14 protein-coding genes are annotated in these 15,215 nt (G+C 71.9%); 9 read left to right on the plus strand and 5 right to left on the minus strand.

The genetic code is table 11. The features are described 5' to 3' along the window. Positions 1-32: 32 nt before the first annotated feature. Together GL325_RS13570 and GL325_RS13575 are read left to right on the plus strand one after the other, a co-directional pair. Positions 33-299 (plus strand): DUF4229 domain-containing protein, encoded by a 267-nt coding sequence (locus GL325_RS13570; RefSeq protein WP_187769889.1) that lies wholly within the window; start codon positions 33-35, stop codon positions 297-299. Further along, entirely contained in the window at positions 280-1,365 is a 1,086-nt protein-coding gene (locus GL325_RS13575) for a PLP-dependent cysteine synthase family protein (protein WP_187411707.1), read from the plus strand. Before GL325_RS13570 ends, GL325_RS13575 begins: the two co-directional genes overlap by 20 nt. Here GL325_RS13575 and GL325_RS13580 read toward each other — a convergent pair. Next, positions 1,349-2,236, minus strand: a complete 888-nt coding sequence (locus GL325_RS13580; protein ID WP_187411708.1) for a 1,4-dihydroxy-2-naphthoate polyprenyltransferase — start codon at positions 2,234-2,236, stop codon at positions 1,349-1,351. The two genes, GL325_RS13575 and GL325_RS13580, sit on opposite strands and share 17 nt — an antisense overlap. A gap of 47 nt (positions 2,237-2,283) precedes the next feature. Between GL325_RS13580 and GL325_RS13585 the strand changes: the two genes are divergently transcribed. After that, positions 2,284-3,279: an AMP-binding protein gene (locus GL325_RS13585; RefSeq protein ID WP_255956221.1), complete on the plus strand. Its 996-nt coding sequence runs from the start codon at positions 2,284-2,286 to the stop codon at positions 3,277-3,279. A 20-nt stretch (positions 3,280-3,299) separates the two neighbouring features. Here the strand turns inward: GL325_RS13585 and GL325_RS13590 are convergent, their stop codons facing one another. After that, on the minus strand, positions 3,300-3,947 hold the full coding sequence (locus GL325_RS13590) for an SDR family oxidoreductase (protein ID WP_187769890.1): 648 nt from the start codon (positions 3,945-3,947) through the stop codon (positions 3,300-3,302). A gap of 93 nt (positions 3,948-4,040) precedes the next feature. On the opposite strand from GL325_RS13590, the gene GL325_RS13595 reads away from it, so the two are divergent. Genes GL325_RS13595 through GL325_RS13610 form a run of 4 tightly spaced genes read left to right on the plus strand, consistent with a single transcriptional unit; the run spans position 4,041 to position 9,697 of the window. Next, positions 4,041-4,982 carry an o-succinylbenzoate synthase gene (locus GL325_RS13595; protein WP_255467132.1) on the plus strand — a complete coding sequence of 314 codons (942 nt, stop codon included), beginning with the start codon at positions 4,041-4,043 and terminating at the stop codon, positions 4,980-4,982. A 12-nt stretch (positions 4,983-4,994) separates the two neighbouring features. Further along, the gene (gene menD / locus GL325_RS13600) at positions 4,995-6,533 is read left to right on the plus strand and encodes a 2-succinyl-5-enolpyruvyl-6-hydroxy-3-cyclohexene-1-carboxylic-acid synthase (protein WP_187411709.1); all 1,539 of its coding nucleotides are present in this window, start codon (positions 4,995-4,997) and stop codon (positions 6,531-6,533) included. A 46-nt stretch (positions 6,534-6,579) separates the two neighbouring features. Further along, positions 6,580-8,166 carry a GMC family oxidoreductase gene (locus GL325_RS13605; protein ID WP_154595888.1) on the plus strand — a complete coding sequence of 529 codons (1,587 nt, stop codon included), beginning with the start codon at positions 6,580-6,582 and terminating at the stop codon, positions 8,164-8,166. Between the two features lies 1 nt (position 8,167). Then, a complete protein-coding gene (locus GL325_RS13610; protein WP_154595887.1) occupies positions 8,168-9,697 on the plus strand; it encodes an aldehyde dehydrogenase family protein in 1,530 nt (509 codons plus the stop codon). A 55-nt stretch (positions 9,698-9,752) separates the two neighbouring features. On the opposite strand, the gene GL325_RS13615 is transcribed toward GL325_RS13610, so the two are convergent. Further along, the gene (locus GL325_RS13615; RefSeq protein ID WP_187769891.1) at positions 9,753-10,979 is read right to left on the minus strand and encodes a hypothetical protein; all 1,227 of its coding nucleotides are present in this window, start codon (positions 10,977-10,979) and stop codon (positions 9,753-9,755) included. Positions 10,980-11,070: 91 nt separating this feature from the next. On the opposite strand from GL325_RS13615, the gene GL325_RS13620 reads away from it, so the two are divergent. Continuing rightward, positions 11,071-11,856: an SGNH/GDSL hydrolase family protein gene (locus GL325_RS13620; RefSeq protein ID WP_187769892.1), complete on the plus strand. Its 786-nt coding sequence runs from the start codon at positions 11,071-11,073 to the stop codon at positions 11,854-11,856. Here GL325_RS13620 and GL325_RS13625 read toward each other — a convergent pair. Both GL325_RS13625 and GL325_RS13630 read right to left on the minus strand, forming a co-directional pair. Continuing rightward, positions 11,845-13,017, minus strand: a complete 1,173-nt coding sequence (locus GL325_RS13625; RefSeq protein WP_187769893.1) for a winged helix DNA-binding domain-containing protein — start codon at positions 13,015-13,017, stop codon at positions 11,845-11,847. The two genes, GL325_RS13620 and GL325_RS13625, sit on opposite strands and share 12 nt — an antisense overlap. Before the next feature lie 139 nt (positions 13,018-13,156). After that, positions 13,157-14,404, minus strand: a complete 1,248-nt coding sequence (locus GL325_RS13630) for an isochorismate synthase (protein ID WP_308209244.1) — start codon at positions 14,402-14,404, stop codon at positions 13,157-13,159. A gap of 93 nt (positions 14,405-14,497) precedes the next feature. Between GL325_RS13630 and GL325_RS13635 the strand changes: the two genes are divergently transcribed. Beyond that, on the plus strand, positions 14,498-15,190 hold the full coding sequence (locus tag GL325_RS13635) for a demethylmenaquinone methyltransferase (RefSeq protein ID WP_154595884.1): 693 nt from the start codon (positions 14,498-14,500) through the stop codon (positions 15,188-15,190). The last annotated feature ends 25 nt before the right edge of the window (positions 15,191-15,215 follow it).

Below are 15,215 nucleotides of genomic sequence, written 5' to 3' on the forward strand. Positions count from 1 at the left end.
GCCACTCGGGGCCAGCCACTAGAATTCGGGTCATGAAGGCCTTCTGGACGTACACGCTGGCTCGACTCGGGGTCTTCCTCGCCACCTGGGCGGTCCTGTGGGGGCTGTCGCGACTGGTGTTCGAGGGTGGCGCGGTGCTGGACCTGTGGGTCCTGCTGCTCGCGCTGATCGTGTCGTCGATCATCTCGATCATCGCGCTGCGCTCGATGCGCGACCGTGTCGCACTCAAGTTGCAGGAGCGGGCTCGGTCCCTGAACGACCGGATCGAGGAGTCCCGTCGTGCCGAAGACGTCGACTGACGAACGCGCCTGGCTCGACGAGGCGGTGCGCCGTGTCGAGGCCGATGCGAACCGCAGTGCCGACACCCACCTGCACGCGCTGGACCTGCCGTTCCCCGGCGTGCAGATCTACCTCAAGGACGAGTCCGTCCACCCGACGGGCAGCCTGAAGCACCGGCTCGCGCGGTCGCTGTTCCTCTACGCGCTGTGCAACGGCTGGATCCACCGGGGGTCCACCATCGTCGAGGCCTCCAGCGGCTCGACCGCGGTCTCCGAGGCCTACTTCGCACGGTTGCTGGGCCTGCCGTTCGTGGCGGTCATGCCGCGGGGGACCAGCGCCGAGAAGATCGCGCTGATCGAGTGGTACGGCGGTCGCTGTCACTTCGTCGACGGCCCGCGTGAGATGTACGCCGAGGCGCAGCGGCTGGCCGACGAGTGCGATGGGCACTACATGGATCAGTTCACGTACGCCGAGCGCGCCACCGACTGGCGCGGCAACAACAACATCGCGGAGTCGATCTTCGCGCAGATGGCCGCGGAGCCGCACCCGATCCCGTCGTGGATCGTCGTCAGCGCGGGCACCGGAGGCACGTCCGCCACGATCGGCCGGTTCGTGCGGTACCGGCGCTTCGCCACCCGGCTGCTCGTCGCCGATCCCGAGAACTCGGCGTTCTTCGACGGCTGGGACCAGGACCGCTCGGACGTCACGACCGACGTGGGCCCGCGCATCGAGGGCATCGGCCGGCCCCGCGTCGAGCCGTCGTTCGTCGGCGGCGTGGTCGACGACATGGTCCGGGTGCCCGATGCGGCATCGATCGCCGCGATGCGCTGGACCTCCGACCTGATCGGACGGCCCGTCGGCGGGTCAACCGGCACCAACATGTGGGCGGCGCTGGGCCTGGCCGCCCAGATGGTCGAGGAGGGTCGCGAGGGATCGATCGTCACGCTGCTGTGTGACGGCGGCGATCGCTACACCCACACCTACTTCGACGACCGCTGGGTGGCCGAGCACGGGCTCGACCCGACGCCGCACCTGCGGCAGCTGGCCGAGCTGACCCGGACGGGGACGTTCACACCGGGCCGATGAACAGCCCGACCGTCAGGCCGACGGCGTAGAGCAGCTCGCCCATCCCGGTGTCCTTCAGGACGGGGATGAGCGCCGGTCCCGCAGCGCCCGTGCGAACCATCGCGGCCGCGCGCCCGGCGGCCGGCATGCCGATCCACGCCAGCAGCGCCCACGGGGTCACGGTCGCGCACCAGGCCACGACGATGACGAACGCCACCATGACCAGCGCGATGTAGAACCAGCGGGTGCGCTGGTCACCGAGCAGCACCGCGAGCGTGCGCTTGCCCGTCTCGGTGTCGGTCGGGATGTCCCGCAGGTTGTTGGCCACGAGGATCGCGCACGCGAGGGCGCCGACGCCGATCGCGCCGGCCACACTGACCGCGTTGACGTGACCGAGCTGGACGTACGTCGTGCCCAGCACGGCGACCAGGCCGAAGAACACGAAGACGCTGACCTCGCCGAGGGCGCGGTAGCCGTAGGGGTTCTTGCCCCCGGTGTAGCCCCAGGCGGCCAGGATCGCGAGGACGCCGACCGCGATGAGCCACCACCCGGAGGTCGCGGCCAGCACGAGGCCGAGCAGTCCACCCAGACCCAGGAAGCCGAAGGCGGCCGCCTTGACCTTCTCGGGGGCCACGAGTCCCGAGCCGACGAGGCGCAGCGGGCCGACCCGGTTCTCGTCGGTGCCCTTGATGCCGTCGGAGTAGTCGTTGGCGTAGTTCACGCCGATCTGCAGGGCCAGGGAGACGCCCAGCGCGAGCAGGGCCTTCCACCAGACCGCACCGTCGTCGAAGGCCGCGGCGCCCGTGCCGACGGCGACGGGGGCGATGGCGGCGGGCAGGGTGCGCAACCGGGCACCCTCGATCCACAGGTTCAGTCCGGTCGGCGTGCTCACCCCGTGAGTCTAGGAGGGCCCGGCGGGCACGGATCTACAGTGGTCGGGTGGCCGCCTCCCTCGCTCCCGTCACCGGCTCGGCGCGCGAGGTCGCGCGCCTGCTCCACCCGTGGGTCGAGCACGGGGGCGATCCGCTGGTCGTGCTCACCTCCGGCAGCACGGGCGAGCCCAAGCCGATCCGGCTGTCGCGCGACGCCGTCCTGGCCTCGGCGCACGCCGCACTGGAGCGCCTCGGCGGACCCGGCCAGTGGCTCTCGGCACTGCCGCCGACCGGCGTCGGCGGGCTCCAGGTGCTGGTGCGCTCGATCCTCGCGGGCACGGAGCCCGTGTACCTGGACGACCACCTGGACATGGAGGCGGCCGTGGCCGCCCTGACCGGTGAGCGTCGCTACGCCTCCCTCGTGCCGACGCAGCTGTTCCGGCTGGTCGAGTCCGGCCGTGCCGAGGCGCTGGCGTCGCTGGACGCGGTCCTGCTCGGCGGTGCGGCCGCCCCGCGGGCCGTGCTGGAACTCGCCGCCGAGGCTGGCGTGCGCATCGTGCGCACGTACGGGATGACCGAGACCTGCGGCGGCTGCGTCTACGACGGGGTGCCGCTGGACGGGGTGCGCCTGCGGATCGAGGACGACGGCCGGATCGCGATCGCCGGACCGGTCCTGGCCGAGGGCGTGGGGGAGTGGCTCGTGACCAACGACCTGGGCCGGATCGACGAGCACGGGCGCCTGAGCGTCCTCGGCCGAGCCGACCAGGTGGCCGTCAGCGGCGGGGTCAACGTGCCGCTCGCCGCGGTCGAGTCCGCGCTGCGTGACGAACCCGACGTGCTGGACGTCGTCGTGGTGGCCCAGGCCGATCCCGAGTGGGGCCAGCGCGTCGTGGCTTACGTGGTGGGCGATCTCGACCGCGAGCGCGCCGGCGCAGCGCTCCAGCGCCTCGGGTACCCGCGGACGTGGACCCCGCGGGCCGTCCACCGACTCGACGCCCTGCCGCTGCTGCCGAACGGCAAGCCCGACCGGCGGACGCTGGCGGGGGGCAGCCTCCCCGGCTGACCGGAGAGACTGCCGCGTGCTCAGAGGCTCGCGAGGGCCTCGGCGATCGGGGTGTCGCCGCCGATGGCCTCGAACTGCTTGCCGATCGTGTGGTCGTCGACCAGGGCGGCCGCGACCAGGGCGGCGACGTCGGCGCGGGGGATCTCGCCTCGATCGGTCGTCTCGGCCACGGTGACCCGGCCGGTGCCGTCGTCGTCGGTCAGGGCGCCGGGCCGGATGATCGTCCAGTCCAACGAGCTCGCGCGCAGGGCCTCGTCGGCACCGCGCTTGGCCTCGACGTAGGCCTGCCACACCTCGCCGGCGTCCTCACCGGGATCGGTGTCCACGCCCATGGCCGAGATCTGGACGAACCGCTTGATCCCCAGCCGCTCGGCGGCCTCGATGGACTTCAACGAGCCCTCCAGGTCGACCGACTTCTTGCGCTCGATCTTGCCGTCCGGACCGCCGCCCGCGGCGAAGACCACGGCGTCGCAGTCGGTGAACGCCGTCGCGAAGTCGTCGACCGTCGCCGCCTCGATGTCGAGCAGCCGGATGGCCGCTCCCGGCAGGTCGGCCTCGTGGTCGGGGTTGCGGACCAGGGCGACCGGCAGGTCGCCCCGTTCGGTGAGCAGGGGGATGAGCAGGCGGGCGACGTGGCCGTGCCCGCCGACGATGGCGATGTCAGACATGCGTCCACCGTAGGCACGGCGGCACCGCTTCGCAGGGTGGCGAATATGTGGGTGCGCTGGAACGAGGAGCCCGCACCGTGGATACTCTCGTGGGTGGAGTTCCGCACCTACTCGATCCGGATGCGTACGCGTTTCCGTGGTCTCGAGAACCGTCAGGGGATGCTGGCCGAGGGCCCGGCCGGCTGGGCCGAGTTCAGCCCCTTCCCCGAATACGACCATGTCGCGTCGCTGCCGTGGCTGCAGGCCGCCATGGAGGCGGCCACCAAGCCGTGGCCCGAGCCGGTGCGCGAATGTGTGCCCATCAACGGCATCGTCCCGGCGGTCGGCGACGGTGCCAATGCCGCCCGGATCGCGGTCGAGAGCGGCTGCGGCACGATCAAACTCAAGGTCGCCGAGGCCGGCGAGACCCTGGAGCACGACGTCGAGCGGGTCGCGGCGATCCGTGACGCGCTGCCCGGCGGACTGATCCGCATCGACGCCAACGGCGGCTGGAGTGTCAAGGACGCCGTCAAGGCGATCAAGAAGCTCGACTACGTCGCCGGCGGGCTCGAGTACGTCGAGCAGCCGTGCGCCACGGTCGAGGAGCTCGCGCAGGTGCGACGCAAGGTCAACGTCCCGATCGCGGCCGACGAGTCGATCCGTCGGGCCGCCGATCCCTTCCGGGTGCGCGACCTCGACGCTGCCGACGTCGCCGTGCTGAAGGTGCAGCCGCTGGGCGGGGTGCGGGCGTGCCTGCGCATCGCCGAGCAGATCGGCATGCCCGTCAGCGTCTCCAGTGCGGTCGAGACCTCGATCGGCCTGGCCGCCAGCGTCGCGCTGGCCGCGGCGTTGCCCGAGTTGCCGTACGCGTGCGGGATCGGCACCGCCCACCTGCTCACCGGCGACGTCGTCACCCACCCGCTCAAGCCGGTGGACGGCCACCTCTACCCGACGCGCCCGGTCCTCGACGAGGAGGCGTTCGCGCTGGTCGCGGCCCCGCCCGAGACCGACGAGCGCTGGCAAGCCCGTCTGGCCCACGTCCGGGAGATGTTGTGAGGGAGAGATTTTGTGAGTGATGACAGAGCGGTCGAAGTCGCCCGGCGCCTCGTCGCCGCCCTGCTCGCGCAGGAGGTCACCGAGGCCGTGCTGTCCCCGGGGTCGCGGTCAGGCCCTCTCGCACTCGCGCTGTACGCGGCCGACGAGCAGGGCCTCATCCGCCTGCACGTGCGCGTCGACGAGCGCGAGGCCGGCTACCTCGCACTCGGCCTGGCCAAGGCCTCGGGCCGACTGACGCCCGTCATCACCACCTCCGGCACCGCAGTGGCCAACCTGCATCCCGCGCTGCTCGAGGCACTGCACGCGGGCGTCCCGCTGCTGGCGGTCACCGCCGACCGGCCCGCGCGGCTGCGGGGGACCGGCGCCAACCAGACGACGATCCAGCCCGGCATGTTCCCCGGGATCACCTTCACCGACCGCATCACGGGTCTGGCCGGGGCCGTGCGCGAGGGTGGGCCGGTCCACCTGAACGTCGAGCTCGACGAGCCGCTGGTCGAGTCGGTGTCGTGGCAGTTCCCGCAGAACTCGTGGTCGATGAGCGCGCCCGTGTCGGGCCGCACTCAGGTGCTCGAGTCCGGTCCTCGCACCGTCCTGGTCGCGGGTGACGGCGCCGATCCGGCTCTCGCCGCCGTGGCCCAGCAGGCCGGGTGGCCGATCCTGGCCGAGCCGTCGTCGGGCCTGCGCAGCGCGCCCACGTCCATCGCCTGCGGCCGGATCGTGCTGGGCGGCCGCCTGATCGAGCGGATCGAGCGGATCGTCAGCGCCGGGCACCCCACGCTCTCGAGGCCGGTCACCAACCTGCTCACCCGGACGAACCTGCCCACCGTGCACGTCGGCGACGCCTCGACCTTCCCGGGCGTGCCCGGTGCCAACGTCACGTTCGCCGACCGGATCTCGGTGCGCGGCTCGGGCGACGAGTCCTGGGTGCGCAGCTGGATCCAGGCCGGCGACCGCATCGAGAACGCGCTGCTCCACGCCGAGCAGTTCGTCGTCGCGAAGGCCGTCTGGGAGGCGGCCACGCCAGGGCTGCTCGTGCTCGGCTCCTCCAACCCCATCCGCGACGTCGACCTCGTGGCGCCGGTGCGCGTCCCGGGGCCGCGCGTCCTGGCGAACCGGGGCCTCGCGGGCATCGACGGCACCGTCTCCACGGCCATCGGCGCGGCGCTGACCAGCTACGGACGGGCCATCGCGCTGATGGGCGACCTCACCTTCCTGCACGGCGCCAACGGGCTGCTGATGGGTCCGATCGAGCCTCGTCCCGACCTGACGATCGTCGTGCTCAACGACGACGGTGGCGGCATCTTCCACACCCTCGAGCAGGGATCGCCCGAGTACTCCTCGGCCTTCGAGCGGGTCTTCGGCACGCCGACCCGGACCAAGATCGACGCCTTGTGCGCCGCACACGGGATCAAGCACCGGCTCGTCCAGGCCAGTCAGCTCGAGGGATACCTGAGCCGGACCCCCGTCGGCATCGAGGTGCTCGAGGTCCAGGTCACCCGCGCCGGGAGGCGTGCGCTGCAGTCGGTTGTCTCGGGTCTCGCCGCCGTCTAGGTTTGTGGCCAGCGTCACACCGAGTTGCGCTGGAGCAGGAGTGGGCATGGCCGACGAGGCGTTCGACTACATCATCATCGGCTCGGGCAGCGCCGGCGGCGTCCTCGCCGCGCGACTGACCGAGGACCGCGACCGCCGCGTCCTGTTGTTGGAGGCCGGTCCCGCCGACGACGACGAGATGATCAAGGTCCCGGCCGGTTTCAGCACGCTGTTCAAGACGCGCTGGGACTGGAACTACGAGACCAGCCCGCAGAAACACCTCGCCGGCCGGCGGGCCCACTGGCCCCGTATGAAGGGCCTCGGCGGATGCTCGTCGATGAACGCGATGATCTACATCCGGGGCAACGCCGCCGACTACGACGAGTGGCGCGACTCCTACGGTGCGACGGGGTGGGGCCATGACGACGTCCTGCCGTACTTCATCAAGTCCGAGGCGAACCAGCGGCTCGCGGGCCCTCTCCACGGCACGCAAGGCCCCGTCGTCGTCGAGGACCGCCGGTTCACCCACGAGCTGACCGAGGCGTTCGTCGAGTCCGCCGTCGCCGGCGGCCTCAAGCGCAACGACGACTTCAACGGCGCCGAGCAGGAGGGCGCCGGCATCTACCAGGTGACCAACCGCCGTGGCGCGCGCTGGTCGGTGGCCGACGCCTACATCCGCCCCGCGATGACCCGGCCCAACCTGACCGTCCGCACGGGCGCGCTCGTGTCGCGCATCCTGCTCGAGGGGAACCGGGCCACCGGCGTCGCGTACCGCAGCACCGCCGACGGGCTCGAGCACGTCGTGCGGGCCGAGGCCGAGGTCATCGTGTCGGCCGGCGCGATCAACAGCCCCCAGCTGCTCATGCTCTCGGGCATCGGGCCGGGAGCGCACCTGCGCGAGCACGGCATCGACGTCGTGGTGGACTCGCCCGGCGTGGGGCAGAACCTGCAGGACCACCCCGTGGCCGGCACGCTGATCCACACCCGCAACACCACGGACCTCGCCGAGGCGATCTCGGTCAAGAACCTGTTGCGCTGGAAGGCCACCCGCTCCGGTCCGCTCGTCTCGAACGTCGGCGAGGGCGGCGCGTTCTACACCTCGCGCGACGACCTGGCGCTGCCCGACATCCAGATCCACGTCGCACCGACCGCGTTCTACGACAACGGCATCCACGAGCCCGTCCGGCGCACCGTCACGATCGCGCCCACCCTGGTGAACGTCCAGAGCCGTGGCAGCATCCGGCTGCGCTCGGCCGACCCGACGTGGCACCCGGCGATCGATCCGGCCTACTTCGACGACCCGGCCGACCTGGACGCGATGCTCGGCGGCTACCGCCGGATGCTCGACCTGGTCTGGCAGGGCCCGCTGACCCGTCTGCTCGACGAGCCGTGGGAGCCGGCGATGCGTCAGCCGACCGACGACCAGATCATCGACGTCGTCTCGCGCCTGGGTCAGACGCTCTATCACCCGACCTCCACGTGTGCCATGGGTACCGTCGAGGGCAGTGTCGTGGATCCGCAGCTGCGGGTCCACGGTGTCGAAGGCCTTCGGGTCGCCGACGCGTCGGTGATGCCGCGGGTCACGCGTGGCAACACCAACGCGCCCACCATCATGATCGGCGAGAAGGCCGCCGATCTCATCCGAGGAGCCTGACATGACCGCCACCATCGAGCCCGACGTCGCATCGTCCGACGAACCCCAGCCCACCTTCGACTCGTTCAACCCCGCGACCGGCGACGTCGTGGGCACCCATCCGATCGACGGCCGCGAGCAGGTCGAGGCCGCGGTCGCCGCCGCGCGCGAGGCGACGGGCTGGTGGCAGGGCCTGGGCTTCGAGGGCCGCAAGGAGTACCTGTTGCAGTGGCGCAGCGTCCTGACGCGGCGCCTGCACCAGGTCGCCGACCAGGTCCACCGCGAGGGTGGCAAGCCGCACGGCGACGCGCTGTTGGAGGCCGGGCTGGCGATCGACCACATCGCCTGGGCCGCGAAGCACGCGCCCAAGGTGCTCGGCCGCAAGAAGGTCGCGTCCGGCCTGCTGATGACCAACCAGGCCGCGTCCGTCGAGTACCAGCCGCTCGGCGTCGTCGGCGTCATCGGGCCGTGGAACTACCCGGTCTTCACGCCGATCGGCTCGATCGCCTACGCCCTCGCGGCCGGGAACACGGTCGTGTTCAAGCCCAGCGAGTACACCCCGGGCGTCGGACGCCTGCTGGTCGACACGTTCACCGAGGTCGTCCACGGTCGTCCCGTCCTGAACCTCGTGACGGGCCTGGGCGAGACCGGCAGCGCGCTGTGCACCGCGGACGTCGACAAGATCGCCTTCACCGGATCGTCGGCGACGGGCAAGAAGGTCATGGCCGCGTGCGCCGAGAACCTGACCCCGGTCGTCATCGAGGCCGGCGGCAAGGACTCGATGATCATCGACGAGGACGCCGATCTGGCGTCCGCCGCCGAGGCCGCGCTGTGGGGTGGCCTGTCCAACGCGGGCCAGACCTGCATCGGCACCGAGCGCGTCTACGTCCACGAGCGCGTCTTCGACCCGTTCATGGCCGAGCTGCTGCGCCAGGCCGAGGGACTGCGCCCCGGGTACGACGACGGCGGCGTCTACGGCCCCTCGACGATGCCCAAGCAGCTGGACGTGATCCGCAGCCACATCGAGGACGCGATCGCCCGCGGCGGCCGGCCCGTGCTGGGCGGTGCCGACGCGGTCGGCGAGCGCTTCGTGCAGCCGACCATCCTCACCCACGTCCCCGAGGACTCCCTCGCGGTGACCGAGGAGACCTTCGGTCCGACGCTGGTCGTCAACCCGGTCAAGGACATGGACGAGGCCGTCGAGCTGACGAACGCCACGAAGTACGGCCTGGCCGGCGCGGTGTTCGGCAAGAAGCACGCGATGGACATCGCGTCGCGGATCCGCTCAGGGATGACCTCGGTGAACTCCGTCATCGCGTTCGCCGCCGTGCCCGGGCTGCCGTTCGGCGGGGTCGGCGACTCGGGCTTCGGCCGGATCCACGGACCCGACGGCCTGCGTGAGTTCACGTACCCGAAGGCGATCACGCGCCAGCGGATGAAGCCGGTCATCATGTTGCAGTCGATGGCCCGCGACGAGAAGACCGAGAGCCGGTTCGCGCAGCTGCTCACGGTCCTGCACGGCGGCACCGGCACCCTGCCGAAGCGCCGCTGAGCGTGGTCGAACGCCCCGAGTCCGCGAGGGCCCGGGGCGTTCGGTCCGTCGGGTGCTACTTGCGGACGCGGAAGTTCTTCTTCACCACCGGTCCGTAGCCCTGGGCGTTGCGTGCCTGGACGTAGACGGCGTCCACGCCTCGGCGCAGCTTGGCCCGCTTCACGACGAGCGACCTCCGCGAGCCGCTGACGGTGCGCTTGACCAGGACCTTGCCGCCCTTGCGGACGATGACCCGGTAGGCCGTGATCCGGGCGCCGCCGTTCGAGGCGGGAGCGCGCCAGGTGATCTTGCGGTTCTTCGAGACGGCCTTGCCGCGGACCTTCAGGGCGCGCACCTTGCCCGGCCTCGTGACCGGCTTGCGGAACAGGTCGGGGAAGACCGAGTACTTCGCCTGGAAGAAGTGAGCGACGGCGAACGACCCGTTGCCCAGCACCGTGAGCCCGGTCGCGAGGCTCAGCCCGGAAGCCGGACCGCCGAGCACCTTCAGCGGCGCCTGCGCGCCGTCGGCGTTCGGAGCGAACACCCGGACCGTGGCAGGGTTGAACGTGGCGACGTGGACGCGCCCGGCCGCATCGGTGTCGAGACCGTTGATCTCGGTGTTCGGCAGGGCGTTGGTGACGGACTGGATCGGCGTCGCGCCCGCACCGTCTGCCGAGCGCGAGTAGGCCCTCAGTTGCGTGCCGTTGGGCACCCACACCTTCGAGCCCGACACGGCCAGTGACTGGCCGGTTCCGAGACCTGTGACGGAGCGCTCGGTCGGCGCGGTCGCGCCCGTCGCCGAGGGAGCGTAGACGTTGTAACGGTCGGACTTGCGCACGTAGATCTCGCCGCCGGCCACGTCGACTCCCCATGCCGGTCCGGCTCCGGTGCCGAAGGTCTTGACCGGTGCCACGTTCCCGTCCGCGTTCGGCGCGAAGACGCTGACCGTGCCGTCGATCTGCGAGACGTAGAGGAAGCCGTTCGCGTCCAGCGCCACGTCTCGCGGCCCGTTCAGGTCCGTTGCCGCACCGCTGATCCGCCGGAGCGGAGCAGAGGGTCCCGACGCGTTCTTGCGGTGCACGACGACGGAGTCGTTGTTCTGCGAGGCGACGTAGACGTTCCCGGCCGCGTCGTCCTCCATGCCGATCGGACCGGCCAGCTCGCCGCTGACGGTCTTGGCCGGAGGTACGTCCACGGGCGCCGCGCCGGCAGGCGTCGCGGTCGTCGCGATCAGGCCGGCGACGAGTGCACCGGTCGTGCCGAGGGTCAGCCCTCGGACCGAGGTCTTCTTCAGCGGGGTCATGTCGGTCTCCAATCAGGACGGGAGCGTTCCTCCCATGACGCTGGTGAGCCCGCGACATCGATCGTGAGACGGCCCCCCGTAATCTCAGGTGGTGACTTTCTCGCGTTACGTGGCCCTGGGCGACTCGTTCACCGAGGGCGTCGGCGATCCCGATCCGGCCCTGCCGAACGGCGTCCGTGGCTGGGCCGACCGCTTCGCGGCGGCGCTCGATCGCGCCCAGGGCGGGGGCCTGCTGTACGCCAACCTGGCCATCCGCGGCCGCAAGCTCGTGCCGATCGTGGCCGAGCAGATCGAGCCCGCGATCGCGCTGGCGCCGGACCTGGTGACGATCTACGCCGGCGCCAACGACATCATGCGGCCGAAGGTCGATCTCGAGGCGATCCTGGCCGAGTACGACCGCGCCGTGGAGCGGCTCGTGGCCTCGGGCGCCCATGTCGTCATGTTCACCGCGGCCGACCCGGGGGACACCCGCACCTACGCGATGGTGCGGCACCGGTTCAAGCGCTACTGCGAGGCGGTGCGCCAGATCGCCGCTCGCCACGGAGCCACGCTGGTCGACTACTGGCACCTGACCGACTACCGCGACGCCCGCCTGTGGGACACCGACCGGATGCACATGTCGGCGGCGGGCCACCAGCGCATGGCCATCGCCGTGCTCGACGCCCTGGGCGTGCAGCACGACCTGGTGCCGCTGGTGCTGGCCGATCCTGCGCCGCTGACGTGGCCCGAGCGGCTCAAGGCCAACGTGCAGTGGGCGATCGAGTACCTCGGCCCGTGGATCAAGCGGCGGGTGACGGGTCGGTCCAGCGGTGACGGGCTCTCGCCGCGCTACGCGCAGCTGACGCCGATGGCCCAGGTGCGCGGCTCAGTCGCGTAGGTCACGCTCGACCGGGCTCCAGCCCCGGGCCCGGGCCTTGATGACGGTACCCGCCAGCTGCGTCTCGAGGTCGTGGGCGCGCGCCTCGATCGCGGCGGCCGCCTCGGCCCCGACGTCGGTCAGCAGCCGGACCGCGACCGTGCCGTCGTCGCGGATCGCCCACCCGCCCACGATCTGGCCGTCCTTCCAGACGGTGGGGCCGGCGTTGCCGTTCGTGTCGAAGACCTGGTCGGCGTGCGGGCCCAGGTACCAGTCGCGGTGCTTCCAACCCATCGTCGTGGGGTCGAGCGCCGGCAGCAGGGCGACCCACGGCTCCGGCTCGGGGGTGGGGTCGAGGTCGTCGGCCAGCACGAGCCCGGTGCCGTCGTCCAGCTCGACCTCGGCGGTCTCGAGCCTCGCCAGCGCCGCGATGGTGTGACCCTTGGTCCAGCCCGTCCACCACTTCAGGTCCTCGGGCCGGGCCGGGCCGAAGCGCGCCAGCCACCGCCGGGCCACCAGGGCGCGCGCCTCTTCCGCATCGGGCACGTCGGTCAACTGCGGCAGCCAGTGCCGCATCGAGGACCAGCGGAACTGCGTCGACGCCCACGTCCCGGCGGGCCGTGCGCGCACCACGTGGCCCTGGGCCGACATCACGGTCAGCAGCCGGCTGGCGATCGACTGCCGTGTCGCGTACCTGGTCCCCGCGGAGATCTCGATCCGGGTGGCCAGCAGAGGATCGCTCGCGGCCAGGTCGGCGCTGCTGAAGACGCCGAGCCGGTCGACGGCGGCCAGGGCGGACGCGTGCGCCCGCTCGAGCCACTGCTCCGGCGCGGCCAGCGCCGAGCCGGCCACCAGGGCGACGAGCTTGCGGTACTCGGACTCGGCGACGGACTGGCGCGTGGCGCCGAGGTAGGCCCCGGCATCGGCCACGGGCACGGCGAACACGGTGCGCCGCATGACCAGCAGGCGAACCAGGGTGCGGTCGTCGTACAGGGCCCGTTCCACCTCGGACACCGACGGCTCGGCCATGCGGGCCAGGACCGAGAGCATCATCGAGGCCGGATCGGTGCTGTGCAGGGCCGTGACCGCCGCGGTCACCTCCTCGGGGGTGCCCACGGGCGCGGCGAGTGCATGGCGCACGCCCAGCCGTCGCCGCCGTTCGGCCGTGTCGAATCGCCGCATGCCGCGACCGTACCGGCTCTCTCGGACGGCTCGGTGTCGGTTTACCACGGTCACATGGGAATCCAGCGCTTCCCCAGGGAAACTTCCCTGGGGGCGTGCGGGTTTACCACGGTCCCGTGGTAAACCGACGAGCCCGCGGTCAGGTCAGGGCGTCGCGGACGGGGATCAGCTTGGCGTCGGCCTCGGCGAGCTCGTCGGCAGGCGCCGAGTCGGCGACGATGCCGCACCCGGCGAACAACCGGGCGCTGCGACCGTCGGGCGCCACCTGCGCCGAGCGCAGGCCGATGCCCCACTCGCCGTCCCCGGAGGCGCCGATCCAGCCGACCGGGCCGGCGTACCGGCCCCGGTCCAGGCCCTCGATCTCGGCGATGACCCGCACGGCGTCGGCCGTCGGCGTGCCGCCCACGGCGGCGGAGGGGTGCAGCGACGCCACGAGCGCCAGGACACCTGCGTCGTCGCGCAGCACGCCGGTGACGTCGGTGGCCAGGTGCATGACGTTCGGCAGGTGCAGGACGAACGGCGCCTCGGGGACGTTCATGCCCGTGCAGTGCGGTGCGAGCGCGTCGGCGACCGAGCGCACGGCGTACTCGTGCTCCTCGAGGTCCTTGCTCGACCGTGCGAGCGAGGCGGCGAGCCCCAGGTCGCGAGCGTCGTCGCCGGTCCGCCGGATCGTGCCCGCGAGGACGCGCGAGGTGACCAGGCCACCTTGCAGACGGACGAGCATCTCGGGCGTCGAGCCGAAGAACCCGTCGACGTGGAAGGTCCAGCAGCTGGGGTAGGTCCGGGCCAGACGGGCCAGCGGCGAGCGCACGTCCAGCGGCTCGTCGAAGGTCGCCTCGACCGATCGGGCCAGCACGACCTTGTCGAGGCCGCCGGCCTGGATGCGCTGGACGGCCTTCTGGACCGTCGCCGTCCAGGCCGCGCGGCGCCGGGGGTCGTCGGCGAAGCTCGTGCCGACGGGGGAGGAGGGCGTGGTCGCGGTCAGGTCGGGGACCGGGCCGAGGGAACGACCGATCGTGGTGACCCAGCACCGTCCGTCGCGGCGCCCCACGACGATCTCGGGGACGGTCAGGCTCGAGCCGGGCCGGTCGGCGAAGGTGAAGCTGCCGAAGGCGACCAGGCCGCTGCCGGGCAGCTCGACCTCGTCGCGGACCACGGAGGACTCGACGACGTCGGCCCACCAGTCGTCGGCGGCATCGAAGCGACCCCGCCCGTCGGGGCTGAAGCTCGCGGCGCGACCCCAGCCGACGACGCCGTCGCCGCCGTGCACCCAGGCCAAGGCGTCGGGGGAAGGCGGCAACAGGCCGAGCAGGTCGCCCGGGTCGGCGATCTCGCGGGACCTGGCGACGAGCGGCTCAGGCCGTCCATCGGTCGCCAGCGTGCTCACTCGCGCCAGCCTACTCGCGGCCCGGTGAGGCCGGTGCGGGACCGGGGAACGGCCCGGGCGACCGCTGTCCGCCCGACGTGAGAAGGTGGCCAGATGAGAGCCGGGCTGGACAAGGATCCCCGTGACGTCGCGCGCATGTTCGACACCGTCGCGGCACGCTACGACCTGACGAACGACGTCCTCTCCCTGGGGCAGGACCGCCGCTGGCGCACGAAGGTCGTCGAGACCGTCGCTCCGCGCCGTGGCGAGCGGATCCTCGATCTGGCGGCCGGCACCGGCACGTCGAGCGCGCCCTTCGCCGAGGCGGGCGCCCACGTGGTGCCGTGCGACTTCTCCATCGGGATGCTCGAGGTCGGCAAGCAGCAGTACCCCGGCCTGAACTTCACGGCCGGCGACGGCATGGCGCTGCCCTTCGCCGACGGCGTGTTCGACGCCGTCACGATCTCCTTCGGCCTGCGCAACATCCACGACCCCCTGCAGGGTCTGCGCGAGCTGCTCCGCGTGACGCGCCCCGGCGGCCGGATCGTGGTGTGCGAGTTCTCCACCCCCACGTGGAAGCCGTTCGAGACGGTCTACTCCAACTACCTGATGCGGGCCCTGCCGGCGATCGCGCGCACGGTCTCGTCCAATCCCGAGTCCTACGTGTACCTCGCCGAGTCGATCCGCTCCTGGCCCGACCAGCGCGGCCTGGCGATCCGGATGACCGAGGCCGGGTGGGGGCCCGTCACGTGGCAGAACCTCACCGGCGGAATCGTCGCGGTGCATCGCGCCGAGCGCCCGATGTGAGGCCGTTTCCCAGTTAGTGTTGCCT

The organism is Aeromicrobium sp. 636 (assembly GCF_024433585.1).
Taxonomy (GTDB): Bacteria; Actinomycetota; Actinomycetes; order Propionibacteriales; family Nocardioidaceae; genus Aeromicrobium; species Aeromicrobium senzhongii.

Excerpts from the sequence above, each read along its gene's own strand:
- GL325_RS13625 (WP_187769893.1), bottom strand. The coding sequence starts at position 13,017 with ATGCGGCGATTCGACACGGCCGAACGGCGGCGACGGCTGGGCGTGCGC.
- GL325_RS13615 (WP_187769891.1), bottom strand. The coding sequence starts at position 10,979 with ATGACCCCGCTGAAGAAGACCTCGGTCCGAGGGCTGACCCTCGGCACG.
- GL325_RS13610 (WP_154595887.1), top strand. The coding sequence starts at position 8,168 with ATGACCGCCACCATCGAGCCCGACGTCGCATCGTCCGACGAACCCCAG.
- GL325_RS13605 (WP_154595888.1), top strand. The coding sequence starts at position 6,580 with ATGGCCGACGAGGCGTTCGACTACATCATCATCGGCTCGGGCAGCGCC.
- GL325_RS13590 (WP_187769890.1), bottom strand. The coding sequence starts at position 3,947 with ATGTCTGACATCGCCATCGTCGGCGGGCACGGCCACGTCGCCCGCCTG.
- GL325_RS13635 (WP_154595884.1), top strand. The coding sequence starts at position 14,498 with ATGAGAGCCGGGCTGGACAAGGATCCCCGTGACGTCGCGCGCATGTTC.
- GL325_RS13570 (WP_187769889.1), top strand. The coding sequence starts at position 33 with ATGAAGGCCTTCTGGACGTACACGCTGGCTCGACTCGGGGTCTTCCTC.